The sequence below is a fragment of the Pseudoalteromonas sp. NH0006-46 genome, from assembly GCF_057547735.1.
This window is the reverse complement of record NZ_BAAJML010000006.1, coordinates 219309-245520: the sequence shown is the minus strand read 5'-3', so window position 1 is coordinate 245520 and position 26212 is coordinate 219309. Positions and strand designations below refer to the sequence as shown.

The window sequence follows — 26212 nt, the reverse complement described above, 5'->3', positions numbered from 1 at the left end:
CGATTTACTAAAAAAAATAATCTCAGATTTTGTTTACTTCTGCCTTGTTTTTCTTAGAATCGAGCGCATTAATGACCGTATAGAATCGTTTAGGAAAATATCATGACTGAAGCAAAACATAGCAAGCTACTAATTTTAGGCTCTGGCCCAGCTGGTTACACGGCAGCAGTATATGCAGCTCGTGCAAATTTAAACCCTGTTTTAATTACAGGTATGCAACAAGGTGGTCAATTAACCACAACGACTGAAGTTGAAAACTGGCCGGGTGATGCACACGGTTTAACAGGCCCTGCATTAATGGATCGTATGAAAGAGCATGCTGAACGCTTTGAAACCGAAATTGTGTTTGACCACATTAATAAAGTTGATGTTTCTAAACGCCCTTTCACACTAACTGGCGACCAAGGTACATACACATGTGATGCGCTGATCATTGCCACTGGCGCATCTGCTAAATACTTAGGCTTAGAGTCTGAAACAAACTTCCAAGGTCGCGGTGTGTCGGCATGTGCAACGTGTGATGGTTTTTTCTATAAAGGTCAAAAAGTAGCGGTTGTGGGCGGTGGTAATACTGCAGTTGAAGAGGCACTTTACTTATCTAACATTGCTGACGAAGTGCATGTAATTCACCGTCGCGATAGCTTCCGTAGTGAAAAAATTCTTGCTGACCGCCTTACAGAAAAAGCTGCAAACGGTAACGTTGTAATGCACTACAACCGTACGCTTGACGAAGTTTTGGGCGACCAAATGGGCGTAACAGGCATTCGTATTAAAGATGTTGCATCTGATGCTACTGAAGATCTAGACCTAGCAGGTGTGTTTATTGCAATTGGCCACAAACCAAACACAGATATGTTTGAAGGTCAGCTAGAAATGAAAGACGGCTACCTGGTTGTTGAGTCTGGTCTTAACGGTAACGCAACGCAAACAAGCGTACCAGGTGTTTTTGCTGCAGGTGATGTGTCTGATCATATTTACCGCCAAGCAATTACATCAGCGGGTACAGGCTGTATGGCTGCCCTTGATGCAGAGCGCTTTTTAGACAACCTGTAACATTTATTTTTCAAAAAAGGGGCTGAGCAATCAGCCCCTTTTTTTACATCTAAAATATAGTTACACTTTTAAAACAAACAATAAAAAGTACATTCCTTATGAAAAACCAGCTATACCAATTAAGCGATACCGATATAGCATTTCCTAATCCAGAGTACGCATTAGTATCTCCCGACGGCTTACTTGCTGTTGGTGGTGACTTAAGCCTACCTCGCCTATGTAATGCTTATCGCAACGGTATATTCCCTTGGTTTAGCGATAACGAACCCATTATGTGGTGGTCACCAAGTGAGCGTGGCATTGTGGAGTTAAGCGATTTTCATGTTAGTAAAAGCCTGCGCAAGCACCTAAAAAAATATCCCGTCACAGTAACCATCAATAACGCCTTTATTGAAGTTATTGAAGCATGCCGCGATCAACGTCTTGATACCGATGGTACCTGGATCACCTCTGATATGCTCAGCGCTTATACCAATGCTCACAACGCAGGCATAGCACACAGTCTAGAAGTATGGCGCAACGGACAGCTTGCAGGTGGCTTATACGGGATAATGCAAAATGGTGTATTTTGTGGTGAATCGATGTTTCATCATCAAACTAATTGCTCTAAATTAGCCATGTGGGCGCTGGTTAATTGGTTAAAAAAACATAATGCACATTTTATTGATTGCCAACTCGAAAACCCATATTTAATGAGTTTGGGTGCAAAAGTGATATCTCGTTCTGATTTTTTAGCTAAACTTAACACTGCACTTACCTATAAAGTTAATCCTACAATGTGGAAGCCACAAAAACTGGATGCAATCTATGAATGAAAACCTGACAGCCCGAGTGGGTTTAAGCCAAGAATTTGCGTGTAGTTATTTGCCAAATAGGCGTGAGCAGCTATTAGTAATACTCGATCCTACTTATTACAGTGCAAGCAAGTTTGAGTCATTATTAGCTTTGGGCTTTAGACGCAGTGGCAACCAAATTTATCGCCCTCATTGCCCCGTTTGCAGTGCATGCAACTCTGTACGTGTTTTAGCTCAAGAATTTATCCCGTCAAAATCACAAAAACGTAAACTAAACAAAGCAAAAACCCACTTTACTGTTACTTATTCTAGTAGTGAGCGTGCAGACTATTATCCGTTATACAGTAAATACATTACCCTGCGTCACCAAGATGGTAGTATGTATCCGCCTCAACCTGAACAATTTCAGAGCTTTTTGTTGTGTAGTTGGCTTGATATCACGTTTATTGAGCTTTGGCATCAAGACACTTTAGTCGGTGTTGCCGTAACTGATTGTATGAACAACGCTATTTCTGCTATTTATACCTTTTTTGATCCTGACTTTGAGCATTACAGCTTGGGGTCAATTATGATATTAGAACAAATAAAATTTGCCAAAGCACAAAATAAACAATTTGTGTATTTAGGCTACCAAATTGATGAGTGCGACAAAATGAAGTACAAAACGCAGTTTTTACCGGCACAAAAACAGCTTAATGATGAGTGGGTGGCTATTTAATTTGCAAATATAGCCCCTGCGCCTTTACTTATTGGTGTATTTTGGGCAAAATCTGCAGCGTTTAACTATTAAAGAGGTGTTACGCTAAACATGGCGAAAGAAGACGTAATCGAAATGCAAGGGACTGTCCTTGATACTTTACCAAATACAATGTTCCGAGTTGAGCTAGAAAATGGTCACGTAGTTGTGGCTCATATTTCAGGTAAAATGCGCAAAAACTATATCCGTATTTTAACCGGCGATAAAGTAACGGTAGAAATGACTCCTTACGATTTATCGAAAGGTCGTATCGTATTCCGTGCTCGCTAAGTAAGTGCGTAAACGAGATTTAGTTTTTGGCTAGTGTATAACTAGCTTAAAGCGTTTATTAAATGTAATTGATGGACTTTGACTAGCAATTACATTTAATAAACAAAAAACCCAGCCTAGGCTGGGTTTTTTGTTGTCTAAAATAAAAATGGCCCACTATTTCAAGCGGGCCATTTAGCATTTTTAAACATATTTAAGCCGGCGTTAAATTACTCTCGTAATCAAAACGGATTTTCTTGTCTTTAACCGATACCTTAACTGTACCGCCATCAGACAACTTACCAAACAATATTTCGTTGGCGAGTGGCTTTTTAAGCTCTTCTTGAATAACACGTGCCATTGGACGTGCACCCATCGCTTTGTCGTAGCCTTTTTCAGCTAACCATTCACGTGCCTTAGAGGTCAATTCAAAATTAACTGATTTTTTATCAAGCTGTGCTTGAAGTTCAACAATAAATTTATCAACCACCAATAGAATAACTTCACGTTCAAGGTGATTAAACCAAATAATGTTATCTAAGCGGTTTCTAAACTCTGGCGAAAATGTTTTATTTATTTCACCCATTGCATCGTGTGTGTGATCCTGCTCGCTGAAGCCAATTGACTTGCGAGTCGTTTCTTGTACACCGGCATTGGTGGTCATGACTAACACTACGTTTCTAAAATCGGCCTTACGGCCGTTGTTGTCGGTCAATGTACCGTGATCCATTACCTGCAATAAAATGTTGTAAATATCTGGATGTGCTTTTTCTATCTCATCGAGTAAAACAACCGCATGAGGGTTTTTGATAACAGCCTCAGTTAATAAACCGCCCTGCTCAAAACCAACATAGCCTGGTGGCGCACCAATTAAACGGCTAATTGCATGACGCTCAACGTATTCCGACATATCAAAACGAATAAACTCAACACCCATGCACTTAGCAAGTTGCTTAGTGACCTCTGTTTTACCAACACCGGTAGGTCCTGCAAATAAGAACGACCCCACTGGTTTTTCTTCACTGGTTAGCCCTGAGCGCGATAAACGAATTGCCGATGTGAGTGCATCAATAGACTGATCTTGCCCAAACACCAACATTTTAAGATTACGGTCGATGTTTTTAAGTGTTTCTTTATCCGAAGACGATACATTCTGCGGTGGAATACGCGCCATTTTAGATATGATCATTTCAATATCTGATACACCAATGGTTTTTTTGCGTTTCGAGCTAGGCTGTAAACGCTGGTTAGCGCCTGCTTCATCAATCACGTCAATAGCTTTGTCAGGCAAATGACGTTCGTTAATGTATTTAGCGCTAAGCTCAGCAGCGGCTTTTAGCGCTTTTTGTGTGTAACGAATACCATGGTGTTCTTCATAGCGATCTTTTAGACCATTAAGAATTTTAGTGGTATCGGCAACACTTGGCTCTAAAACATCTATTTTTTGAAAACGACGAACTAATGCACGGTCTTTCTCAAATATGTTTTTGTATTCGTTGTAGGTCGTTGACCCCATACAACGAAGCTTACCGCTTGAAAGCAATGGCTTCAGCAAGTTAGACGCATCCATAACCCCGCCTGATGCAGCCCCAGCCCCAATGATGGTGTGTATTTCATCTATAAATAAAATTGAGCCTGGTTTTGCTTGTAACTCTTTTAGTAAGCTTTTGAAACGCTTTTCAAAATCACCGCGATACTTAGTTCCGGCAAGCAGCGCACCCATATCCAAAGAGTAGACAACGGCATCTGCAATTACTTCAGGAACTTGCTCGTTTACAATACGGTAAGCTAAGCCTTCAGCAATCGCTGTTTTACCTACACCCGCTTCACCAACAAGTAATGGGTTGTTCTTTTTGCGACGACACAATACTTGTACGGCACGCTCTACTTCACTGTCACGACCAATTAATGGGTCAATGTTACCCTCGCGCGCTTGCGCATTTAAGTTAGTAGTGAAACTGTCTAGCTTGCTAGCCTCTTCGTTTTGAACTTCTTGCACTTCTTCATTTATGTCGTCGGTGTCATCACCTAAATCGTCATCAGTTTTTGAAATACCATGCGAGATAAAGTTAACAATATCTAAACGTGAAACATCGTTTTTCTTAAGTAGGTATACAGCTTGGCTTTCTTGCTCAGAAAAAATAGCAACCAATACATTTACGCCGGTTACCTCGTTTTTACCTGATGATTGAACATGAAACACTGCACGTTGTAAAACACGTTGAAAACCAAGTGTAGGCTGCGTTTCACGCTCTTCTTCTAAATCGGGAATAACTGGTGTTGTTTCGTCAATAAACTCAAGCAATTCATATTTTAAGCCTGAAATATTTACACCACACGCATTTAGCGCTTCTGAGGCAGAAGGGTTATCTAATAGCGCAAGCAAAAGGTGCTCGACGGTCATAAACTCATGACGGCGAGTGCGCGCTTCACGAAACGCGGCATTTAAGGTTAGTTCTAAGTCTTTGTTTAGCATTGGCAACCCCTTACTGAGATAATAATGTATACCACAACAAACAGGTGTGTGATCACCCTAGTTGGTATTTATTCCTGCTCACAACTACAAAGCAGCGGATGCTCGTTATCACGCGAGTAGCGGTTAACTTGTTCAACTTTGGTGTAGGCTACATCAGCGCTGTAAACGCCGCAGATACCTTTACCCTTTTCGTGAACTTGAAGCATCACGTCGGTTGCTCTATCGCTATCCATATTAAAAAACGTCGTTAAAACTTCTATTACAAAGTCCATCGGCGTGTAATCGTCGTTATTTAAAACAACTTTGTATTTTCGCGGCGGCTGTAGCTTTTGCTTTTCGCTGTCGCGAACTGTGTCGATAACACCTGAATCTTTCATACCACTCATAATTAAATATAGTCTTGTCTTAGGAACTCAAGCAAACTTGAATAAAAAATAAATAAAATGTTAAAAAATAGCCCAAAAAGCTTGACTGATTGATTAAATAAACTACAGTCAAACATAGATTGATTAATCCTTAATCAGTCTAGCAAATAATATGGTTTAGAATAACTAAATTAGTCAACTTATTGAAGGATGTAGAAGTATGGCTTGTGGTAAAGTTAAATGGTTTAACAATGCTAAAGGTTTTGGTTTCATCGTTGAAGACGGCTGCGAGAATGATATTTTCGCCCATTACTCTACAATTGTAATGGACGGTTATAAAACGCTTAAAGCTGGTCAAGATGTAACATTCGAACTAGAACAAGGCCCTAAAGGCCTACATGCTAAAAATATTGCCTTAGATGGCGACATTTTAGAGTGATTACTGTTTTATTCGACTAAAGCGAGTGACCTTCTAGGCTCCTCGCTTAATTCCTTAAGCTACTTTTCTACCCCTTCATTGTTATAAATTGCTTCTTTTTCTGTATTTTCAACCCTTATCCTTGTTTTTATTTTATATACCCCAATATTCTAACAGTTGGCTGTTTAACTGCCTCTAAGCATGTTCAAACTCTAGCCCTTTGTATTCAAGCTTGTTACACTCTTAATGCTAAAAATATACGTGAAATGCTGCAAAAAACTCAACTTGCCGCCCTTATAAAATGTACTAGTCTAAAGGCTGATTTATTTTTATTGTTTTTTTAGCTATAAATATGACCACAGTTCGTCAGGTGTGACTATTCTGCTTTAATTACAAAGCTACACGAGTACCAACACCTAACAAACTATTCATTATCTGAGCGTACTTATTAAAACACTATAATATTTGCTAACTCAGCGTTAATGATTTCTTTGCATTGTTGAATAAGGCCTATTGGCCGACTATCTAGGAATGATGATGACATCAAAAATTATCTATACAAAAACGGACGAAGCTCCGGCACTAGCAACTTACTCGTTGCTACCGATCATCCAAGCATATACAAATGCAGCAGGTGTTGAAGTTGAAACTCGCGATATCTCATTAGCAGGTCGTGTAATTGCTAGCTTCCCTGATTATTTAACGCAAGAACAACGTATTGGTGATGCACTTGCTGAACTAGGTGAGCTTGCAAAAACACCTGAAGCAAATATCATCAAGCTTCCAAACATTAGTGCTTCAGTTCCACAGTTACGCGCTGTTATTAAGGAACTTCAAGCAAAAGGCTATGCACTTCCAGATTACCCTGTTGAACCTAAAAACGATGAAGAAAAAGCAATTCAAGCTGCATACGACAAAGTTAAAGGTAGTGCGGTAAACCCAGTATTACGTGAAGGTAACTCTGACCGTCGTGCGCCAGGTTCTGTAAAAGAATATGCTCGTAATAACCCTCATTCAATGGGCGCTTGGAGCAAAGATTCACAATCTTATGTAGCAAGCATGAGCGAAGGTGATTTCTTTGGTTCAGAACAATCAACAACTATCGAAACACCAACAGACGTTCGTATCGAACATGTTGCTGGTAACGGTGATGTAACTGTACTTAAGCAAAGCACACCGCTACTTGCTGGTGAAGTAATTGACGCTTCGCGCATTAGTGCAGCTAAGCTACAAGCTTTTTTAGCTGCTGAAATTGATGCTGCAAAAGAAAAAGGTGTTTTATTCTCGCTTCATATGAAAGCGACAATGATGAAAGTATCTGACCCAATTATTTTTGGTCACGCAGTTAAAGTTTTCTACAAAGATGTATTTGCAAAACACGGTGAGCTATTTGAAGAGCTTGGCGTTGATGTAAACAACGGTTTAGGGGACGTATACTCTAAGATTCAAACATTAGATGACGCTAAGCGCGAAGAAATTGAAGCAGATATTCAAGCTGTTTACGCTGACCGCCCTGCTATTGCTATGGTTGATTCAGACCGTGGCATTACAAACTTACACGTGCCAAGTGATGTAATTATTGATGCGTCTATGCCTGCTGCAATCCGCTCAAGCGGTCAAATGTGGAATAACGACGGAAAACTTCAAGACACAAGTTTTGTAATTCCTGATCGTTGTTACTCTGGTGTTTATCAAGCAACTATTGATTTTTGTAAAGAACACGGTGCGTTCGATCCAACGACAATGGGTAGCGTTCCAAACGTTGGCCTTATGGCTCAAAAAGCAGAAGAATACGGTTCGCACGACAAAACGTTTGAAGCTAAAGCTGCCGGTACTATTCGTGTAGTTGATACAGCGGGTGTTACATTACTTGAGCACAGTGTTGAGCAAGGTGATATCTGGCGTATGTGTCAAGTTAAAGATGCACCAATTCAAGATTGGGTTAAACTTGCAGTTAACCGTGCACGTGCTACAGGCGTTCCTGCTATTTTCTGGTTAGATGAAAACCGTGCACACGATGCTCAGCTAATCAAAAAAGTAAATAAATACCTACCAGATCACGATACAGCTGGCCTAGATATTCAAATTTTAGCACCGCTTGAAGCCACTTTATTCTCTTTAGCTCGCATTAAAGAAGGTAAAGACACTATTTCTGTAACAGGTAACGTATTACGTGATTACCTAACAGATTTATTCCCAATTTTAGAGCTGGGTACAAGCGCTAAAATGCTTTCAATTGTTCCACTTATGAATGGTGGTGGCTTATTTGAAACTGGCGCGGGTGGTTCTGCACCTAAGCATGTTCAGCAGTTTGAAAAAGAAAACCACTTACGTTGGGATTCTTTAGGTGAGTTTTTAGCACTTGCAGCTTCACTAGAACATTTAAGTGTAACTACAGGTAATAACAAGGCACAAGTGCTTGCTGATACGCTTGATAAAGCGACGGGCACCTTCCTTGCTGAAAACAAATCGCCTTCACGTAAAGTTAAAGAAATTGATAACCGTGGTTCTCATTTCTTCTTATCTTTATTTTGGGCTCAAGAGCTTGCTAAGCAAAATGACGATAGCGAACTTAAAGCGCAGTTCACGCAAATTGCGAGCGATTTAGAATCAAATAAAGATACCATCGTAAGCGAATTAAACGATGCTCAAGGCCCTGCAGTTGAACTAGGTGGTTACTTCCAGCCTAACGATGCAGCCGCTTTTGAAGCAATGCGTCCAAGCACTACATTTAACGATATCCTTGCTAAATTAGTGTAATAAAAAGTAAAAATAAAACCGCTTACTTTTAAAAGTAAGCGGTTTTTTTACGCCTATAAAAAAGGCCGCTCAATGCGGCCTATTTAAATTAACGTTCACTCATTACTTAGTGTATGCTCTTGGCATATTTGAATCAGTAGTATAACGGTCACGTAGTTTATCTTGACGAGACTGTGTAGACACCTCAGTGCCATTTATAAACATACGGCTTACGTTACTGCTTATTTCAAACGGATCATTAGTCCACATCACTACATCTGCAGCTTTACCTACTTCAATACTGCCCGCATTAATACCAAATACATCAGCAACATTTGATGTAACAGCTTTCAGTGCACCTTGCTGGCTCATGCCATAAGATATAGCGTTACCTGCGTCAAAGCGAAGCTGATAAATGTTGTGGCTTGCGTCTCCGCCAACCGTTAAAAGTACCTTAACACCGGCTTTTTCAAGTAAACCAGCATTGTTTAAATTAGCATGTAATGAATCAAAACTACCCGGCAAATTATCCATAGCGCTAATAATTACGGGAATATTTGCTTTAGCAATTTGCTCTTTAACAACAACGGCATCTTGTGCTCCACTGAGTACTAAGTTAACACCAAATTGTTCTTTTACTTTAATAAGCTCAACAATATCTGAAGCACGCGATACGCTTATTACCAATGGCATATCGCCAGAAAGTACTTTAGCCATTACTTTATCTTCAGTACTTGGTTTATCGTCGTCTTTTTTATCTTTTTTGCTCAATTTAGTTTGATGCGCATCTAGCTTGTTAATTAATGTTTGCAGTGTAAAAGCTCGCGAGCCTTTTCTGCGCTCACCTAAATGTACAACTAACGCCGCTTGTTTTTGAATGTTACTTTCAAGGCTACCACTCAAATCAACCACACTTGCCAAACCAGCAAAAATACTATCGCCGCCATAAGGGGTAATTACATCTCTTGTAACGCCACCTTTACGTGCATAAGGTATTAAGCTTGAATGTGCGTTGTAAGCAAGGCTTACATCAAAATCTATACCGGCTTTGTCGTCACCCGCATCGCGAGAGCCTGCAACCGCACCTACTTCAACTAAGCCTAGTTGGTTGTTGCTTGCAATGAATCCAGGGGTAACAATTTTGCCATTCGCATCAATAATTTCATCGGCGTTTACTTGTGCTGGGTTAATAGCAGTAATTTTACCGTTGTCCATAACAATGCTTGCGCCTTCTAATACGCCTTGCTCTGTTGATGTATGAATAGTTGCATTAATAATTGCCAGTGACTGAGCATTTACAGCACCAGAGGCGAATAATCCGGCAGCAACCAGAGATAGCGAAAACGAACGTGATAAATTTTTCATTCTGGGTGCTCCTTATTTTTGACCTAACATGAAATCACTGGTTGCTTGATAAGTGCTATCGTTTCTATCGTAAACCTTTGCACCATCAACAAACACTTGCTCAGCTTTTGCGTAAACGCTAAACGGGCTTTGGTTCCAAATAACCACATCGCCTTGTTTACCTGCTTCAAGCGAGCCTGTTTTATCGTCAATACCCAATGATTTTGCAGCGTTAGTGGTGATCCACTTAATTGCATGCTCTTCTGAAATATCAAAGCCATTTTCATTAGCACGATACATTACTTTAGCCGCTTCTTGGTTTAAGCGTTGAATGGTAGTGTCTGAATCTGAGTGAACAACGGCACACGAGTTTTTAACCGCATCCACAATGGCAACGTTTTCTTGAACCATGTCGTAAGCTTCCATTTTAAAGCCCCACCAGTCTGGCCACAATGCAGCACACGAACCATTATCAGCTAATAAATCGGCAATTTTGTATGCTTCAATACCGTGATGAAAAGTACCTGCGTGATAGTTAAATTCTTTTGAAAGGTCAATCATCATTGCCATTTCTTCAGCTTTGTAACAGTGATTGTGTATCATCACTTCGCCTTCAAGCACGCCACGTAATGTATCGTACTTTATATCGCGATTAGGTACTTCTGGATTTTTACCTGCAGCGTATTCTGCATCGTACTTATCCCAAGCTCGTTTATATTCTTGAGCACCAATCCAAGCCGAACGGTAACCAGCCATATTACCCATACGTGTTGAAGGCAATACACCTTGACGGCCGTATACGCGTTTTGGGTTTTCACCACATGCCATTTTTAGTCCATACGGTGCATCAGGAAATTTCATTCCTTGCATTGTATGCGCAGGCACGTTTTTAAGTGTTACACCACGTCCGCCAAATAAATTAGCAGAGCCTGGTAAAATTTGAAGTGACGTAATACCGCCTTCACGTGCACGGTTAAATCCTGGGTCTTGTGGCCAAACAGAATGCTCAACCCACACTTCAGCTGTATTTGGGCTAGTCATTTCGTTGCCATCTTGGTGTGATTCTACCGATGGATTTGGATACGCACCTAAATGAGAATGTACATCAATAATACCTGGTGTTACCCATTTACCTTGTGCGTCAATCGTTGTGTCTGCTTTTGCAGCTAAGTCTTTACCCACTTGTTGTACTTTACCATCAACTAATAATACATCAGCGTCATCTAAACGTTCGCCAGTCCCGGTCAGAACAGTTGCGTTTGTAATGAGTGTACTTGATGTTGAAATTGGCGAGTAAGTGCTTGGGTAAGGATTTTTATTTATTGTAATTTTATCATCTTGCGGGCCATTTTCTTGGCAGCCTACAAGTGCAACGGCTAGGCCAACTGCTAATAAAGAGGGAGCAAATTTATTCATGTTTTTGGGTTCTCCTGTTTTTTTAATACTTTAGCGAATGCTTGGACATAAAGCTAAAAAAACAGGTGAAAACGCGGTAAATTAAGATGAATTTACGTGTTTATTTTTTTATATAATTGTTATAGAGCTTTTCTAGCGCACCTTGCGTGGTGAGTGACGGATCTTTACTGATAAAATGCTTAACCGTGCGGGTTACAAAATCTGAATTTTGCTTATGCAATTTAGAAAAATCTTTAATAAGGGTATTCCCATCTTTAGCCGCGGTTACTTTGTCGTGGCGGTGACGGTACTGACTAAGGGCTTTGTTAAAATCGCCGTTGTAGTCTTCAACTAAAATTTTATAAAAGTCACTTTTTTGCACATTTAAAACAGTAATGCAGTAATTCAATGCGTCTTTAAAATCGGAAAACACCTTTCCTTCTACATCAAACTCTTTGGTTTTTTCGCGTACTGTGACACGTGCCTCTTCAGTGGCGTAACTAAAACCTGTAAACGCTAATCGCTCTGCGGCTTCTTTTCCTAATTTCATTCCGGCCTGAATGCTGTGGGCAAATTCATCACTCATGTCACTTAATTCGTTTTCTTCCCACATGTTGTAAACACGCAGTGCTTTAGCGTATTTGTTAGACAACTTTTTTTTAATTTTTGTAAAGCGCTCATCAATAGACATAAGTCGTTCGTTATGTAACAACGCATAGCACTCATAACAAGCAGGAATTGAAATAAAGTCGGCATCCTCGCCTAAGTCAATAATACTTTGCAACATGTGAAGAGGTGGACAATGATCTCGCTCAGTTGCTTCGCAGCCACAATAAAAACACTGGTTAAAATGTTGTTGTTCGCATGCATAGGCTTGCTGGTAATAACTGGCTAACGCTTTACTCACTGTTTATCCTAAAAATCTTCACGTTTATTTATGAGGCGATAATACCAGCCTTAAAGAATATGTCAGTATCAATAAAATTATTTTTATAAAAGTGTGTCAAAAAACACACTTAAAAACATGTGTTTTCATGAGCCTAAATATAAGTGTGTACATTACACATACTTGCTTACAGCTTGTTGCGTTTGATTAACAGCTTTTTTAATTAGTTAGTTAATAATTAGCATGCAACCGCAAACAATGAGGAAAGTAAAATGAACATAGTTAAAAAGGCATTATGTACAACACTTGTTATTGGCAGTGCAGCTTTAGCAGCACCTGTATCAGCTGCACAATTTGTAGCAGCCGACTCAACGCCAGGTACGCAAATTTGTATGGCTGTAGCGTCTAACAAAGCGTATGTACTTCGCAAAGCGCAGCAATCGCTTAACGTTAAAAAAAGTATTATTAGCAATAAACTAACGTGCAACAACCTGCCAATGGGTGATTTTGTAGCGCGTTATAATTTAGATAAAAGTGCTAACTATTTAAATATTGAAAGCAATACACGCACTTCAATTAAAGATTTGGCAAATGTGTCGTTACCGGAAGTCGTTGTTATTTCATCTCCGCAGTAGCATGCTTGAACTTTATAGCTAAGCAGGCATTACTGTAACCTGCTTAGTTTTATTGTTTACCTAATCGCTTAAAGAACACCCGCTAGTAAACCAAATAAACCGCCAAATACTCCACCCCATACAACCAGCCAACCTAGGTGCTCTCGTATCATTGTTTGAATGATTTCTTTCACCATTTTAGGGGTTAATTCATCAAGGCGTTCATCAACCAGTTTAAGTACTGTGCTGTGTAATCCTTTAGCACTATTTCCTTGTGAAAGCGTTTGCGTTACTAACGCTTTAAAGTCCTCTGTTTGAGAAATTTGTGCCAACGAAAGTTGCATTTTTTCTATAAATTTTTCACGCATTGGCTCTATTGCAGCGGTGCCTCCAAACATACCCAGCATGCTGCCAAATTGCGATTGCTCTATTACCTCGAGTAAATTATCGAACGCAGGGTTTAGATCAACATGGCTAATTATCGGTTCAAAGTCGATATTAGGCTGCGCCTTATTAAGTAAATTATTAATTTTTTGCTCGGAGAAAAACTCTGTAAGTATCAGGTTCCGGATAGCAACTTTAAAGCTCTCAAACTTAAGCGCAATAACGCCAGAGCCATATAAAAACGGAACCTTTTCAAATAACATATGAATAGCCAGTAAATTGGTCACTGCGCCAGACAGCGCAAATAATCCCACCGACAAAACCACTGGTTGATCAAACATAAACCCTGCAGCTACACAAATACTTGCTAGTAAATTGGTTATAAAACTTTTGTTCATTTTTGCTCCATTACAATCCGCATCACTTTGTGCGACACACTTGTTAATTTTACAACGTTTAGTTTGTTATATTAATCCCTTTTTGCCATAGTTTAAGTGTCTGTATAAAATACGAGCAATTGTTATGTGGAAAGCAATTAACGAGCACATTAGCCAAGCAACAAATACTGAGTTTAAACACACACAAAAGCGACAACTGCAAAGCACTACATCCGATAAATATTTTCATATAGGCAATGGCACGCAAAGCTACTTTGTTAAAATTGCACTCAAAAGCGAGTTTGAGCGGCTAGAGAGTGAATCGAGAGGCTTAGAGTTGCTCGCTAATAATAGCTTTTTTACTATGCCTCGCTGCATTACAACAGGTGCTAACATTGAATACTCATTTATTGTACTTTCGTGGTTAGTCCTTGATAAGCAACCCCATGATCAATGGCAAAAAATGGGTACCCAACTTGCTCAAATGCATCAAAAGCATGACCAAGCAATGTTTGGTTTTGATATAGATAATCACTTAGCCACAACCGTTCAACCTAATCGTTGGCATAAAAAATGGGATGTATTTTACGCCGAAGAACGCATTGGCTGGCAATTACAACTATTAGCTGAAAAAGGCATTCAATTTGCTGATCCTGAGCACATAATTCATGAAGTTAAAGCGCAACTGCATAGTCATGTTGTGAGCCCATCTTTGTTACACGGTGATTTTTGGCGAGGCAACCTAGGTTTTTTGAAAGAGCAACCAACGGTGTTTAACCCAGCTTGTTATTATGGTGATCGAGAAGTAGATATCGCCATGAGCGAGCTATTTGCCCCACTACCCGACGCATTTTATGTTGCCTACAATACGCAATATCCACTTTTGCCAAGCTACCAAAAACGTAAACTCATCTACCAGCTATATCCTATTTTAAACCATGCAAATATATATGCTGGCCACTATCTTACTGAAGCTAAACAACATATAAATAAGCTTATACAATAAGTGTAAATAAACTGTCATAACACGCCAAACAGACTATATTTAAAGGGTTCTAAGGAGTTGAGTTTTACGTCGCTAAGCCGTGTTTAGAATAGAAACATTCCAAGCTCTGCTTAAGTTATCTGTAATTGGAGTGATTATGAAAGACTTTTTATCACAACGTATCAGCTGCCCGTTTTGCGGACACCACATTCATTTAGATTTAGATGCAAGCATGGGCGATCAGGACTACATTGAAGACTGCACTGCCTGTTGTAACCCAATTCATTTAAATATGCATATAGATTATGCAAACAATAAGTTAGAGCTACACGTAGACAGTGACGACGAACAAATTTTTTAACCCTGATGACGCAGGTAGTTTTCAACGGTGTTAACAATAGTGTAAGTTTGCTGATCCACCTCTATATTAAGCTCATCACCCACTTGCGCTTTACCTAAATTTGTAATGGTGAGTGTTTCTGGGATTAGGTGCAACCAAAAGCCCTGCTCGTCAATCTCGCCTACTGTTAAGCTGGCACCATTAATGGCGACAAAGCCTTTATACAGGACATATTTTTGCCACTTTACAGGTAAGCTTATCTGAATTTTGCAGTTACTTTGGGTATTGATTATTTGATTTATTTTAGCCGCACAGTGAATATGTCCCGATACAATGTGCCCACCCAGCTCAGTGCCAAAAGTAACAGAGCGCTCGTAATTTACTAAACTGCCTAGTTCAAGAAGCCCTAGGTTAGTTAATTTAAGTGTTTCGTCAATCACATCAAAGTGAACTTGCGCCACCACATCTTGATTACTTAGCTCAACTTTTACAACCGTTAAACAACACCCATTAATAGCAATACTGGCTCCTAGATCTAAGTGCTTAACGTAATCATCGCTCACCGACACCACTAAACGTAACACTCCTTCATTATGGGTTTTAGACACCACAGTAGCCTGAGTTTGCACTATACCTGTAAACATAAAATCTCGTTAAATTATGACAAAGTTATAGTTTAACGTATCGAATTATAAAATCATTCACTCCTGAGATTTTTATTTCAAAGACAATAGATTACAATTAAAGTCTTACTCATTAAATAGCTGTTTTTATGACCTTTTGTAATTGGGAAGCGAAGCGTTTACTTTCTCTCGCGTTACCTGTTTTTTTAGCACAAGTTACCCTTATATTGATGTCGGTCGTCGACACTATAATGGCAGGTCAAGTCAGCCCTACCGATCTGGCAGCCCTGTCTATTGCGACAGGTATTTGGAACCCGCTACTTTTAGCGCTGCAAGGTATTTTATTAGCACTTACTGGCATTATTGCGCAGTTTGCCGGCGCGAATGACAAAAAAGGCATAAGCCACTATTTTCAACAAGCTTTATACCTAACCGTTTTACTGTGCATTGCAGGTTTTAGTATTGCCTACTTGGCCAACATTATTATATTACAGCTAGATACAAGCCCAGCTATTGCTAACTTAGCCTACGACTATATTCATTTTGTTAAATGGGGGGTATTTGGATTTTTATTCTTTACCACCTACAGAAATATGACCGAAGGCATGGGTATGACAAAACCGGCCTTTTATATTAGCTTACTCGGATTAGCCGTTAATATTCCTGCCAACTACATTTTTATAAATGGTTTATTTGGCCTTCCTGTCTATGGGGGAGCTGGCTGCGGTATAGCAACCGCCATTGTTTTAACGGTGATGGCATTCGCACAGGTCACTTATTGCCAAATGAGTAAAAAAATAGATGCCAAAGGGCTGCTCACACCGTTTGAAAAACCAAATATAACGACTATCGCCACTATTACAAAATTAGGTATTCCTATCTCTTTGGCTACTTTTTTTGAAGTCACACTCTTTGCGTGTATTCCACTATTTATTGCTCATTTAGGCGCGGTTGCTGTTTCAGGGCATCAAATTGCAGCGAGTGTTACCGCATTACTGTTTATGATGCCGCTGAGCCTCTCTATTGCCATTAGTATTCGGATTGGTAACTTGTACGGCCAAAACAAGTATGAACAGTTAAAAATAGCTGTATCGACAAGTTATCTACTGGCTGTATTCATCGCACTGTTTTTGGCGTTTATAACGTTTATAGGCCGTGATGTAATCAGTGAGCTATACACAGAGAGCCCTGCTGTTATTGCCCTTGCCACTTCAATTATGGTTTTAGCCTGTATTTACCAATTGCCCGATGCCCTACAAGTTGCAGCAAATGGCATTTTAAGAGGGTTAAAACACACGGCCCCTATTTCTTACATCACGTTTATTTCATATTGGTTAATCGGCTTTAGCTTAGGCTACGTATTAGCAAGAACAGACATAATAGTACCAGCAATGGGGCCGCACGGGTTTTGGATTGGTATAATTGTCGGGCTCACCGTCGCAGCCATACTCTTAATGCTAACCGTTAGTAAGCGCTTTAAACATGAACCATTTATTAGCTAACACACTCAATTTACATTATATAAAGCAGTTAGTATCAGTATGTATATTACTGATACTAGCCACTACTGTGCTTACAGCTTGTACAGAAGCTCCTAGTAATATAAACAGCACTTACATAGAACGCCTTGAAAATGTAACCGATAAAAAATCTGAAGACCTGCCATCGCTAAATTCACTAAAGTTAAAGCCGTTAACCAAACTCAAAAACAATAAAATAACACTGGGTATAGTTGAGCTTGCGGGGATCAGTAGTTGTAACTTAAATGTGGTGATAAGTGAGCACAACAATCAACTGGGTAAGACAGCCACCGCTGCAGGGCGTTTAAAATATCAAATAGACTTTATTCAAAACGCCAATAGCTGCTTAGCCTCGCTCGAAGAATCCTCAGCAACGTATAAAAAAATTAGTGAAGCAAAAAATCAAAAACAAACTAATTTACTTTATTACTTTAATGCAGCTCTTTTGGAAGAGTCGGAGCTAAACCGCACATGGTCGCTAACCGCTTCCGAGTTAAATAAAGAACCCGCGGGCTTTAGCGATACAATAGAGGCTATGCAAAAACTGACTGCTATTAAAGCTCAATTAGCACAGTCTCAATTTGATGAAATAAACGCAGATGCAATATATCAAGCACTCGAAACGCTTAACAAATACAGGTTTAATCAGTCCTTAATCAAATCTGTAAGGCAACAAGTTCGACTAAATCAATCTGCCACTAATTTAGTTGAAAATATAGAGCTAAATACTCTTTGCCCTAAAAATAAAAACAAAGATAAAGCGAAAATTATGAATAATATTTTTCAAAAATATTATTTGTCGCAAATACAGCCATATCAGGCACAACTTATTGGTTTTCTTGAAGTACTTCAGCCTTTATTAAACCAGGTTTGGTATAAAGAGCCAGTAACAACAGATGCTATTAATGAGCTACTAGCACCCCACTCTAAAACAAATTTATTAAATCAGTTAAAAAGCTCAGCTAAACAGCATGTTATTTGGTGGCAAGAATTTTATAAAACGTGTGAAATCAGCCCAATATGAATAAAAAAACGGCAAATAAACTTAAAAATACGAAACGTGCTTGATTCGACCTCCCCCACGCTATATATTAGCGACCGCTGGTGATTATTTTCATAAGCTTATTAAATGTAAAATACGACTGTAGCTCAGTTGGTTAGAGCACTACCTTGACATGGTAGGGGTCGGTGGTTCGAATCCACTCAGTCGTACCAACATTAATGAAACATACAATTGATGGATAGAGCACTACCTACTCTTGGCCACCCGGTCCAAGGTTCAGTGACTCGAATCCACTCAGTCGTAGCAACATTTAAGAATCCTAAAAAAATTGTACGACTGTAGCTCAGTTGGTTAGAGCACTACCTTGACATGGTAGGGGTCGGTGGTTCGAATCCACTCAGTCGTACCAATCCAAAAAGTATAAATACTTAAAAGCAAATTTCTCCCAACCCTTAATCAATTAGCCTAAAATCAATTAATAAGATAACTGGGACTATATTTTATCGTGGAAACAACCCTTTCAAGGCGGCTTCGAGTTCTTGAAATTTAATCGGCTTTGTGAGTACTTTGTTCATACCCACCTTAAAGCACGATGCTTTATTGTCTTTTTCTGCATTAGCGGTTAAAGCGTAAATTGGTACATCGCTGACTAATTCATCTCTTATATATTCTGCAGCAGTTAAACCATCCATTTCAGGCATCATGATATCCATTAATACTAAATCAAACTTTTTACGCGAAAATAAATCAATAGCCTCGTGCCCATGATTAGCCAAAGTCACTTTATGATTCAGCTTTTCTAAATACGCCTTGATCAGTACTTGATTCGTTTTGTTGTCCTCTGCCACCAAAATTGTTAGCGCCGATTGTTTATGTATTACATTATCAACAATATCGCTAACATGGGCTTCTTCAAATGGTATTGAAATGGTAAACGTACTTCCTAAACCTAGTTGAGTATCTACTGTTATGTCTCCTCCCATTATGCCTAATAAGTTTTTTGAAATACTTAATCCTAATCCAACCCCTTCACTTTTACGGTTTATACTGTCATTCACTTGGCTAAATGGCTTAAAGATTAAATCTAAATGCTTTTTAGCTATACCAATACCCGAATCTTTTACCTCAAAAATAAGCTGCTCATTTTGTATCACTACGTTTAAGTTAATTTGACCATTTACTGTGTACTTAAACGCGTTACTAATTACATTAAATAATACTTGACCTAATCTGTATTCGTCACCAACAACATATTGGGGAATTTGCGTATCGATGTGAGTGGTAAAAAGAATGTCATCTGACTTTTCAACAATATTTAACTGCCCTACTATATTTTCAGTTAACAGCTTTATATCAAATGGTTTTTTTATACATGAAACCGTGCCAGACTCAATTTTTGAAAAGTCGAGCACATCGGTGATTAAACCGTATAAAATTTCGGTGCTAGAGTTAGCATAATTAACAAGTTGCTGTTGCTCGGGGGTGAGCTCTGTATCAAGTAGTAACTCAATCATACCCATAACGGCATGAATAGGCGTTCTGATTTCATGAGACATCACACTTAAAAATTTAGACTTTGTTTGACTTGCTTCTTCTGCTTTTAAGGTTTGTGCCTGTAGTTCAAACTCTCGCTGTTTTGAATTGGTAATATTTTTTGCAAGCCCCATGTAACCCAAAAAGTGTCCTAACTTATTATAAAGAGGTTTACCACTTAAAATGACCCAAAAATTTTTGTCGGCTTCAACCTCAAATTCAAAATTATGAAAATCGTTACGGTCATCAATTAGCTGGTTAAATTGCTGCCATTTTTCTGTATTTTGCTTTTCATTATCTGTAATGATGTGTTCAATTTTATGACCAATAAAAAGCTGATCGTAAACATTCCCTATAGTTTCAATATTATTAATACTTTCAAATACCATTAGCGGGTTTAATCGCCAAAACCACTCTGACCCATACTCTTTAAATAGGCTAGAGAGTGTCGTAAATTTATGTGTAAGCGATAAAGCTTTGTTAGTTTGTTTGGCTAACTTAACGTGATTAATTAATGTATAAAACGCCTGCTGTAACAATATTTTAATTGTGTCTGAACTAATAAATTGCTCACATTGCTGTGCATCTACATTTGTAAAAATAAATATGCCTTTATCAAAGTGTGTGTTCACACTAAATAATAGAGAGTTTTTTAGCTTTAAGGTTTGAATTGAATATGTAATCGAAAATTCGAGTTCTTCAATTTGTTGAGGGTATTGGCATATGGCGTAACCTTGTTCAGCCGTTTGTGTAAACAAAGAACACTCGGACCACATTTTGTCACTAAATTGATCATTTGTCGTCGCTATCGTCTCGTAATATCTATATTTATACCTATTGATGATAATACAGTCAGTATACTTAAGCCGTGACTCAAATACCGCTCTAAGCAAATCCAACAAATCAGCACCGTGTTCACAATTAGCTAAATCTATTAAATGTTTTTGTAAATCAGATACACACAGATGTTCTGTTTTTTTCACACTCATTTTCCTCATCAATATGCATCGCGTTTTGCAAAAAGTAATTTTAAAACTGGCCTTACTCAATTAAATATAGATTAAAAAACAATATAAATCATCATGTTAATTGTTATAAAACTTTTGGAATAATAAATGCAATTCACATGTGAAATAAACAAAAACACAAAGGCTCAAAAATGAAAATAGTGTGTATTGGAGGCGGACACGGATTAGCACAGGTTTTAAGCGCTATTAAGCCGATGAGTAGTCACATAACCGCTATTGTCGCAACCACAGACAATGGTGGTAGCACAGGTAAAATTAGATCTTCACAAGAAACTATTGCGCTTGGAGATATACGTCGCTGCTGTTTGCAGCTTGCAGGTAAAAAATCTACGTTTAACGCAATTTACGAACACAGATTCACACAAGGGCAACTTGCTGAACATTGTTTAGGTAATTTAACACTGCTTGGTTTAATGGAGCTGACCGGCTCTGCAACAAAAGCCATTGCGCATTTTAATTTTATGCTTGGTAATTCAGAAACCGTTTTACCCATGACAGAAGTACCCACCGATCTTGTTGCTGAACTAAACAATAATGAAAAAGTAATTGGCGAATGTGAAATTGATTCACTAACCTCTTTGCCTAAAAGTGTATCACTATCTAAAAATGTCCCTGCAGGCCCGGGCTGTGTAAAAGCCATTTTAGAAGCCGATTTAATCATTATTGGCCCAGGAAGCATTATTACGAGTATTTTACCTGCGTTTTTAGTGGATGAAATAGCGGCAGCTATTCAAAAAACATCGGCGTGTCGTATTTTTATCGAAAACTCAAAAACAGAAAAAAGCGTCATGGAAAACACCTCAACACCGGGTGTTGATTGGCTTGCAGAACAACTAGGTTTTAAATTATACGATTTAAGTATTCCGCCTTCTGCAATTGATGAAATATTACAGGGTAGTAAAACTATCCTAAAAAACAGAGCCCATTTACACGACATAGATGAGCTAAACAATGTGTTTTCTGAGTTACTTAAAATGCCCATACAATTAAGTAATCATTTTTAAATGTTTTGGATAACAGCTTCTAGTTCTTTAAAGGTTTCTGTACTTTGTTGTTCTGCTGTTGTTAATAATAAATCGAGCTGTTGTGGAGTATGTTCAACTTTTACGAGTGACTCTATTGAGTTGCAGGTATCTCCCAAGCTGATAGCACCAAAGCTATAGGCACTGCTTTTAAGGCTATGTGCGCTTATTTCTATTTCACTGACATCTTTTGTATTAACCAAGATTTCAACTGTTTTTTTTGACTCGTTGATAAACGTTTTTAGCAGCTCTACTGCTAGCTCGTTACCAACATCACTTTTAAGCTGTTCAATTGTTGAGCAATTAATCATATATATCTTTTGGGGTTAGTTATGAAATTCAACGTTGTTTTATTTGTAGACTCTTCGATGCTTGGTGGTATAGAAACACACCTAGTTGAACTGTCAAAGCTACTCACTAACAACCACATTAGCAGCTACATTATGTTTTACCAGGATCACAAAAATCAAGCATTTTATGATTTGCTTAACCAAGAAAATATAAGGTATGAATTTTTAAAAGGAAACCTAAGTAGCCTACTAAAACAATTAAAAAGCTTCGATTCAAACACCGTTATTCATACTCATGGTTATAAGGCCGGAATATTAGGCCGTTTAGTATGTAAAATAACTAGGCATCGCTGTATTAGTACCTACCATGCTGGCGAAGCGGGTACAGGTAAACTAAAACTTTACAACACGTTAGATAAACTACTTTCCCTTTTATCAATAAACTTCGCCGTCTCTAAACAAATAAAGCATTCAATTAAAAATGCACAGTTACTCGAAAACTTTATCGCTATTAATAAACCCCAAAGTCATACTAACAAATTTAAAACAGGCATTAACATTGGTTTTGTGGGGCGTTTATCTTTTGAAAAAGGACCGGATATATTTTGCAGGTTAGCTGAAAATATGCAGCAACATTTAAACGTTAAGTTTCACATTTTTGGTGATGGCCCCTTAAAAGGCGAACTACCAAACTTACATAACCTTGAATACCACGGACTAGTTGAGCGTAATACCATATGGAAAAAAATTGATGTATTACTTATTTGCTCAAGAGAAGAAGGACTACCAATGGCACTACTAGAAGCCATATCAGAAAAAAAGTTTATAATTAGCAGCGCAGTAGGTGCTATCCCCACTATTATTAAACACGGAATTTCAGGATTTTTAATACAAGAAACAAATGCACAACACTTTGAGCAACAGGTAGAAAAACTGCTCTCACAATCCGAAGATCACACCATTACTATTATCAATAACGCTTACAGCACGCTAGAGGAACGTTTTTCTGGTAAACAGCAATTTAAACTACTCAAGCAAGCGTATACTGGGAAATAAGTTTATTCGAGCTCATCCCAGCTTTTAATTTTTCTGTACAATGTTGAAGGGCTCACATCGAGCAGTGATGCCGCTTTAGGTACATTCGATACACATATTTTTATAACGTGCTCAATGTATTCTTTTTCTGCAAGCCATAGCGGCTTAACTTCGCTTTGAGACGTTGCCATATCAAACGCTGCTGTTTCAGTAGTTATCGATTGCGCGTTGGTGATTGGCGTTTGTTGCGTCTGACTTTTTGAGCTAACCGGTAATGCGGGTATCATATCAGTATCAATATATTGCTCAGGGTGGAGTACCAATACATTACGGATCACATTTTCGAGCTGCCTTACATTACCTGGCCAACTGTACTGCATAAGCAGCTGCTTTACCCCCTCTGAAATACTCTTATAAGGATGATTTTCTTCCAATGCGAGTTTTACAAACAAGGCTTCGGCAATCTCGATAATATCGGCTCCGCGTTCTCTAAGTGGTGGCAACTCTATCGGAATAACATGGAGCCGGTAATATAAATCTTCTCTAAAACGGCCGTTTTCTACTTCAATAAGCGGGTCTTTATTAGTTGCACAAACAAATCTAACGTCAACTTTTACTTCTTTTTCACTGCCAACTTGCTGGTAGCTCCCTGTTTGTATAAATCGCAGAAGTTTACTTTGCAGATTAATATCCATCTCACACAATTCATCTAAAAACAGCGTTCCTCCGTTGGCCTGCCCTGCAGCACCCACTCTATTGGCAATAGCGCCAGTAAACGCTCCCTTTAAATGCCCAAAAATTTCACTTTCAATTAAATCCTTTGGTATTGCCGCACAGTTTAAGGCGACAAAGGGTTGATTAGCTCGATTAGACGCTTGGTGAACAGCCCGTGCGCATAACTCTTTACCCGTACCACTTTCACCTGTAATGAAAACAGTGGCCTTGCTGGCAGACGCCGAGCTTATAATTTGATAAACAGACTGCATTTGCTTTGAGCTGCCAATCAAATCAAAGTATTTTCCGTTTTCGTATTTGTTTTTATATTGTGTAACAGTTTGCTTTAAATTTTTAATTTTAAGCGCGTTGTTAACCGTTATTCTAAAGCGGTCTGCTTCTATTGGTTTTTCTAAAAAGTCGCTCGCGCCTAGTTTTATTGCCTGGATGGCCATTTCTTTTGTTGCATGCCCAGTTAATACAACAATTTGAGGCGAATTGTCGGGTTCTAACGTCGCTAAAATATCAAGCCCATTCATATCTGGCAGCATAACATCCAGCACTATAAGGTCTGGGTGCACTTTATTTATGATGTCTATAGCCGTTTTGCCGTCACTTGCCACAAGGGTGTTAACACCGGTTGGTAGTAAATAAGATTGGTACATCATTGCTAAAGACTGCGTATCTTCAACGATTAAAACTGTGGGTGGCATAAAGACGTCTCAGTTGGCAAGTAGCCGTTAATTCAATCAGATAGAGTGTATGCCTATAATATAGCTATAAAGTGTCACGTAATGCAAATTCAGTTAATTATAATTAATGAGGCGTCATCAATTTCTTTAGAAAGGGTAACTTGAGAGTTTTTCCATAAACAATGTGCAAATTCCTCAGACGTTTGACAACCTTGAGGAATAATTTTAGTGAGTTCACCTATCTCATCTTTATCGGTGAAGCGGTTTTCAGTCCAGCCATCGGTGTAAAACAAAATATGTTCAACATCGTCAAGCCGTGCTTCGTATATTGCGTAATTATGCTCCTTTGAAAGCCCCAACAATGGACCAGTCCCTGTCAATTGGCGTACTTTGCCATTATTGAGTATTACAACTGGCGGAGGATGGCCGGCATTTAACCAAAATAATTTATTGTGTTGTATAAAACAAATAACAAGCGTGACTAAGCTAGACTTACAAAGCTGCTGCTTGTAAAGCGCGTTATTAAGCGCCGCTAACATATTTTGATAAGGTAAACCTGTGGCCAAAAAGCCACTTATAAAACCTTTAATTGCAAAGCTTTCTTTAAGCGCTTGCAAGCCATGTCCCATCATATCACCAAGTACAAATGCACTGCACTCATCGTTAATGGGCATAAAAAAGTCCCCCCCATTCCCCAAGCTAATAGAGCCAAAAAGATGCGCACTTTTATTATTTTGTAAATGAATTTTAGAAGGCGTAGATTCGAATGTAGTTTGATACGATAAGTAGGCAAAACGGTGTGTTACTCGTTCAATACTCTGTAGCAGTTTATTTTTTTTAACGGGTTTAATTAAATAGTCGTCTACACCTAACCGATTAATTTTACTTATCACTTCTTCGCTATCGTCACCTGTTAGCATAACAACCGATAACTGCGACTTTAAATTAGATTGGTTGAGTTTTTCTAAAAGTGGCTCGCATGTACCGTTTTTTAGCTTATGGTCAAGCAGCAATATTCGTGCATCGGCGGTTAAAATTGCTTGCCAACCGGCCTCAATACTTTCGCAAGGCACTACTTGAAAGTGATCTTTTAAATAGGCACTCATTAAAGCGAGTTGAGTAACATCATCGTCAACGTATATAACCGTGGGTCGTTTGTCTAAGTGCTCCAGTGGGAAAGTAAAATAGTTTTTACCATCTTCTGAAACATACTGTGCGGTCTTAAAATAGTGGCGAATAAGCTCAACCCCCATACCGCCTTCAACCAAAGTCCCTGAACCGAGTTTCCATTGAGAGTTATTTTTTTCAAATAAATTGTAAGGCGTAAGCTCATCTATAAATGTGAGGGTATAACCATCGTTATCAGCTTGGCTGATCCGTAAAAATATATGCTGTTCTGATCCCTCGTTGTGCCTTATCAAATTAGTTAAGTATTCGGTTGCCACTAAACCAGCGGCATCGACTTCATCTTTTTTTACATTAAGTGCTCTTAAAACATGTTTAAGTACCAATCGAATTTCGCTGAGCGTTGGCCAAAGTAATTCAAAACGTCTTTCAAATAAAATATCCATATTGC

The 26212-nt window shown here is 38.8% G+C and carries 24 protein-coding genes and 2 tRNA genes; 15 read left to right on the top strand and 11 right to left on the bottom strand.

The annotated features are described in order from the left end of the window. The first annotated feature begins 102 nt into the window (after nucleotides 1-102). From trxB to infA, 4 genes are all read left to right on the top strand, one after another. On the top strand, nucleotides 103-1053 hold the full coding sequence (gene trxB / locus AC27I2_RS13475) for a thioredoxin-disulfide reductase (RefSeq protein WP_058405499.1): 951 nt from the start codon (nucleotides 103-105) through the stop codon (nucleotides 1051-1053). A gap of 98 nt (nucleotides 1054-1151) precedes the next feature. Next, nucleotides 1152-1868 (top strand): leucyl/phenylalanyl-tRNA--protein transferase, encoded by a 717-nt coding sequence (gene aat / locus AC27I2_RS13470; protein ID WP_487204564.1) that lies wholly within the window; start codon nucleotides 1152-1154, stop codon nucleotides 1866-1868. Beyond that, on the top strand, nucleotides 1861-2565 hold the full coding sequence (locus tag AC27I2_RS13465) for an arginyltransferase (protein WP_487204563.1): 705 nt from the start codon (nucleotides 1861-1863) through the stop codon (nucleotides 2563-2565). Before aat ends, AC27I2_RS13465 begins: the two co-directional genes overlap by 8 nt. Nucleotides 2566-2655: 90 nt before the next feature. Next, a complete protein-coding gene (gene infA, locus AC27I2_RS13460; RefSeq protein ID WP_002962494.1) occupies nucleotides 2656-2874 on the top strand; it encodes a translation initiation factor IF-1 in 219 nt (72 codons plus the stop codon). 193 nt (nucleotides 2875-3067) lie between these two features. Here the strand turns inward: infA and clpA are convergent, their stop codons facing one another. Continuing rightward, on the bottom strand, nucleotides 3068-5329 hold the full coding sequence (gene clpA / locus AC27I2_RS13455; RefSeq protein WP_058405496.1) for an ATP-dependent Clp protease ATP-binding subunit ClpA: 2262 nt from the start codon (nucleotides 5327-5329) through the stop codon (nucleotides 3068-3070). Nucleotides 5330-5397: 68 nt separating this feature from the next. Further along, the gene (gene clpS / locus AC27I2_RS13450; RefSeq protein ID WP_021032429.1) at nucleotides 5398-5706 is read right to left on the bottom strand and encodes an ATP-dependent Clp protease adapter ClpS; all 309 of its coding nucleotides are present in this window, start codon (nucleotides 5704-5706) and stop codon (nucleotides 5398-5400) included. Nucleotides 5707-5914: 208 nt separating this feature from the next. Here clpS and cspD point away from each other — a divergent pair, with 208 nt between their 5' ends. Further along, complete coding sequence (gene cspD / locus AC27I2_RS13445) at nucleotides 5915-6133, top strand: cold shock domain-containing protein CspD (RefSeq protein ID WP_006792879.1); 219 nt, start codon at nucleotides 5915-5917, stop codon at nucleotides 6131-6133. A gap of 516 nt (nucleotides 6134-6649) precedes the next feature. Continuing rightward, the gene (locus AC27I2_RS13440) at nucleotides 6650-8872 is read left to right on the top strand and encodes an NADP-dependent isocitrate dehydrogenase (RefSeq protein ID WP_487204562.1); all 2223 of its coding nucleotides are present in this window, start codon (nucleotides 6650-6652) and stop codon (nucleotides 8870-8872) included. A gap of 102 nt (nucleotides 8873-8974) precedes the next feature. On the opposite strand, the gene AC27I2_RS13435 is transcribed toward AC27I2_RS13440, so the two are convergent. The 3 genes from AC27I2_RS13435 to AC27I2_RS13425 form a co-directional block, all read right to left on the bottom strand. Next, complete coding sequence (locus AC27I2_RS13435) at nucleotides 8975-10216, bottom strand: amidohydrolase family protein (protein WP_487204561.1); 1242 nt, start codon at nucleotides 10214-10216, stop codon at nucleotides 8975-8977. Nucleotides 10217-10228: 12 nt separating this feature from the next. Continuing rightward, nucleotides 10229-11611 (bottom strand): amidohydrolase, encoded by a 1383-nt coding sequence (locus AC27I2_RS13430; RefSeq protein ID WP_487204560.1) that lies wholly within the window; start codon nucleotides 11609-11611, stop codon nucleotides 10229-10231. Nucleotides 11612-11711: 100 nt separating this feature from the next. Beyond that, nucleotides 11712-12497 (bottom strand): hypothetical protein, encoded by a 786-nt coding sequence (locus AC27I2_RS13425; protein ID WP_058405492.1) that lies wholly within the window; start codon nucleotides 12495-12497, stop codon nucleotides 11712-11714. 251 nt (nucleotides 12498-12748) lie between these two features. Here AC27I2_RS13425 and AC27I2_RS13420 point away from each other — a divergent pair, with 251 nt between their 5' ends. Then, on the top strand, nucleotides 12749-13111 hold the full coding sequence (locus AC27I2_RS13420) for a DUF3718 domain-containing protein (protein ID WP_487204559.1): 363 nt from the start codon (nucleotides 12749-12751) through the stop codon (nucleotides 13109-13111). A gap of 68 nt (nucleotides 13112-13179) precedes the next feature. Here the strand turns inward: AC27I2_RS13420 and AC27I2_RS13415 are convergent, their stop codons facing one another. Next, nucleotides 13180-13872: a hypothetical protein gene (locus AC27I2_RS13415; protein WP_058405490.1), complete on the bottom strand. Its 693-nt coding sequence runs from the start codon at nucleotides 13870-13872 to the stop codon at nucleotides 13180-13182. Nucleotides 13873-13996: 124 nt separating this feature from the next. Between AC27I2_RS13415 and AC27I2_RS13410 the strand changes: the two genes are divergently transcribed. Both AC27I2_RS13410 and AC27I2_RS13405 read left to right on the top strand, forming a co-directional pair. Then, nucleotides 13997-14857, top strand: a complete 861-nt coding sequence (locus tag AC27I2_RS13410) for a fructosamine kinase family protein (RefSeq protein WP_487204558.1) — start codon at nucleotides 13997-13999, stop codon at nucleotides 14855-14857. A 136-nt stretch (nucleotides 14858-14993) separates the two neighbouring features. Beyond that, nucleotides 14994-15197, top strand: a complete 204-nt coding sequence (locus AC27I2_RS13405) for a CPXCG motif-containing cysteine-rich protein (RefSeq protein WP_058553137.1) — start codon at nucleotides 14994-14996, stop codon at nucleotides 15195-15197. Here AC27I2_RS13405 and AC27I2_RS13400 read toward each other — a convergent pair. After that, on the bottom strand, nucleotides 15194-15820 hold the full coding sequence (locus tag AC27I2_RS13400) for a riboflavin synthase (protein WP_058405487.1): 627 nt from the start codon (nucleotides 15818-15820) through the stop codon (nucleotides 15194-15196). The two genes, AC27I2_RS13405 and AC27I2_RS13400, sit on opposite strands and share 4 nt — an antisense overlap. A 128-nt stretch (nucleotides 15821-15948) precedes the next feature. Between AC27I2_RS13400 and AC27I2_RS13395 the strand changes: the two genes are divergently transcribed. From AC27I2_RS13395 to AC27I2_RS13380, 4 genes are all read left to right on the top strand, one after another. Then, complete coding sequence (locus tag AC27I2_RS13395; RefSeq protein WP_219421915.1) at nucleotides 15949-17301, top strand: MATE family efflux transporter; 1353 nt, start codon at nucleotides 15949-15951, stop codon at nucleotides 17299-17301. Beyond that, the gene (locus AC27I2_RS13390) at nucleotides 17282-18343 is read left to right on the top strand and encodes a DUF3080 family protein (RefSeq protein WP_058405485.1); all 1062 of its coding nucleotides are present in this window, start codon (nucleotides 17282-17284) and stop codon (nucleotides 18341-18343) included. Before AC27I2_RS13395 ends, AC27I2_RS13390 begins: the two co-directional genes overlap by 20 nt. 114 nt (nucleotides 18344-18457) lie before the next feature. Further along, nucleotides 18458-18534, top strand: a tRNA-Val gene (locus AC27I2_RS13385). Between the two features lie 120 nt (nucleotides 18535-18654). Continuing rightward, nucleotides 18655-18731 (top strand) — tRNA-Val (locus tag AC27I2_RS13380). Nucleotides 18732-18822: 91 nt separating this feature from the next. Here the strand turns inward: AC27I2_RS13380 and AC27I2_RS13375 are convergent. Continuing rightward, on the bottom strand, nucleotides 18823-20838 hold the full coding sequence (locus AC27I2_RS13375) for a response regulator (RefSeq protein WP_487204557.1): 2016 nt from the start codon (nucleotides 20836-20838) through the stop codon (nucleotides 18823-18825). Between the two features lie 176 nt (nucleotides 20839-21014). Here AC27I2_RS13375 and AC27I2_RS13370 point away from each other — a divergent pair, with 176 nt between their 5' ends. Next, nucleotides 21015-21887, top strand: coding sequence for a gluconeogenesis factor YvcK family protein (locus AC27I2_RS13370; RefSeq protein WP_487204556.1), 873 nt, complete (start codon nucleotides 21015-21017; stop codon nucleotides 21885-21887). Here AC27I2_RS13370 and AC27I2_RS13365 read toward each other — a convergent pair. Continuing rightward, nucleotides 21884-22216, bottom strand: coding sequence for an Hpt domain-containing protein (locus tag AC27I2_RS13365; RefSeq protein WP_487204555.1), 333 nt, complete (start codon nucleotides 22214-22216; stop codon nucleotides 21884-21886). The genes AC27I2_RS13370 and AC27I2_RS13365 overlap by 4 nt on opposite strands. Before the next feature lie 21 nt (nucleotides 22217-22237). Here AC27I2_RS13365 and AC27I2_RS13360 point away from each other — a divergent pair, with 21 nt between their 5' ends. Next, nucleotides 22238-23251, top strand: coding sequence for a glycosyltransferase family 4 protein (locus AC27I2_RS13360; RefSeq protein ID WP_487204554.1), 1014 nt, complete (start codon nucleotides 22238-22240; stop codon nucleotides 23249-23251). Nucleotides 23252-23253: 2 nt separating this feature from the next. Here AC27I2_RS13360 and AC27I2_RS13355 read toward each other — a convergent pair whose 3' ends face one another. Continuing rightward, nucleotides 23254-24657 carry a sigma-54-dependent transcriptional regulator gene (locus AC27I2_RS13355; protein ID WP_487204553.1) on the bottom strand — a complete coding sequence of 468 codons (1404 nt, stop codon included), beginning with the start codon at nucleotides 24655-24657 and terminating at the stop codon, nucleotides 23254-23256. Between the two features lie 89 nt (nucleotides 24658-24746). Next, nucleotides 24747-26207, bottom strand: a complete 1461-nt coding sequence (locus AC27I2_RS13350; RefSeq protein WP_487204575.1) for a SpoIIE family protein phosphatase — start codon at nucleotides 26205-26207, stop codon at nucleotides 24747-24749. Nucleotides 26208-26212 lie beyond the last annotated feature (5 nt).

Bases quoted from the DNA above. Each gene is read 5' to 3' on its own strand.
- trxB (WP_058405499.1), top strand. From the start codon at position 103: ATGACTGAAGCAAAACATAGCAAGCTACTAATTTTAGGCTCTGGCCCA.
- aat (WP_487204564.1), top strand. From the start codon at position 1,152: ATGAAAAACCAGCTATACCAATTAAGCGATACCGATATAGCATTTCCT.
- AC27I2_RS13465 (WP_487204563.1), top strand. From the start codon at position 1,861: ATGAATGAAAACCTGACAGCCCGAGTGGGTTTAAGCCAAGAATTTGCG.
- infA (WP_002962494.1), top strand. From the start codon at position 2,656: ATGGCGAAAGAAGACGTAATCGAAATGCAAGGGACTGTCCTTGATACT.
- clpA (WP_058405496.1), bottom strand. From the start codon at position 5,329: ATGCTAAACAAAGACTTAGAACTAACCTTAAATGCCGCGTTTCGTGAA.
- clpS (WP_021032429.1), bottom strand. From the start codon at position 5,706: ATGAAAGATTCAGGTGTTATCGACACAGTTCGCGACAGCGAAAAGCAA.
- cspD (WP_006792879.1), top strand. From the start codon at position 5,915: ATGGCTTGTGGTAAAGTTAAATGGTTTAACAATGCTAAAGGTTTTGGT.
- AC27I2_RS13440 (WP_487204562.1), top strand. From the start codon at position 6,650: ATGACATCAAAAATTATCTATACAAAAACGGACGAAGCTCCGGCACTA.
- AC27I2_RS13435 (WP_487204561.1), bottom strand. From the start codon at position 10,216: ATGAAAAATTTATCACGTTCGTTTTCGCTATCTCTGGTTGCTGCCGGA.
- AC27I2_RS13430 (WP_487204560.1), bottom strand. From the start codon at position 11,611: ATGAATAAATTTGCTCCCTCTTTATTAGCAGTTGGCCTAGCCGTTGCA.
- AC27I2_RS13420 (WP_487204559.1), top strand. From the start codon at position 12,749: ATGAACATAGTTAAAAAGGCATTATGTACAACACTTGTTATTGGCAGT.
- AC27I2_RS13415 (WP_058405490.1), bottom strand. From the start codon at position 13,872: ATGAACAAAAGTTTTATAACCAATTTACTAGCAAGTATTTGTGTAGCT.
- AC27I2_RS13410 (WP_487204558.1), top strand. From the start codon at position 13,997: ATGTGGAAAGCAATTAACGAGCACATTAGCCAAGCAACAAATACTGAG.
- AC27I2_RS13405 (WP_058553137.1), top strand. From the start codon at position 14,994: ATGAAAGACTTTTTATCACAACGTATCAGCTGCCCGTTTTGCGGACAC.
- AC27I2_RS13400 (WP_058405487.1), bottom strand. From the start codon at position 15,820: ATGTTTACAGGTATAGTGCAAACTCAGGCTACTGTGGTGTCTAAAACC.
- AC27I2_RS13395 (WP_219421915.1), top strand. From the start codon at position 15,949: ATGACCTTTTGTAATTGGGAAGCGAAGCGTTTACTTTCTCTCGCGTTA.
- AC27I2_RS13390 (WP_058405485.1), top strand. From the start codon at position 17,282: ATGAACCATTTATTAGCTAACACACTCAATTTACATTATATAAAGCAG.
- AC27I2_RS13370 (WP_487204556.1), top strand. From the start codon at position 21,015: ATGAAAATAGTGTGTATTGGAGGCGGACACGGATTAGCACAGGTTTTA.
- AC27I2_RS13365 (WP_487204555.1), bottom strand. From the start codon at position 22,216: ATGATTAATTGCTCAACAATTGAACAGCTTAAAAGTGATGTTGGTAAC.
- AC27I2_RS13360 (WP_487204554.1), top strand. From the start codon at position 22,238: ATGAAATTCAACGTTGTTTTATTTGTAGACTCTTCGATGCTTGGTGGT.
- AC27I2_RS13355 (WP_487204553.1), bottom strand. From the start codon at position 24,657: ATGCCACCCACAGTTTTAATCGTTGAAGATACGCAGTCTTTAGCAATG.
- AC27I2_RS13350 (WP_487204575.1), bottom strand. From the start codon at position 26,207: ATGGATATTTTATTTGAAAGACGTTTTGAATTACTTTGGCCAACGCTC.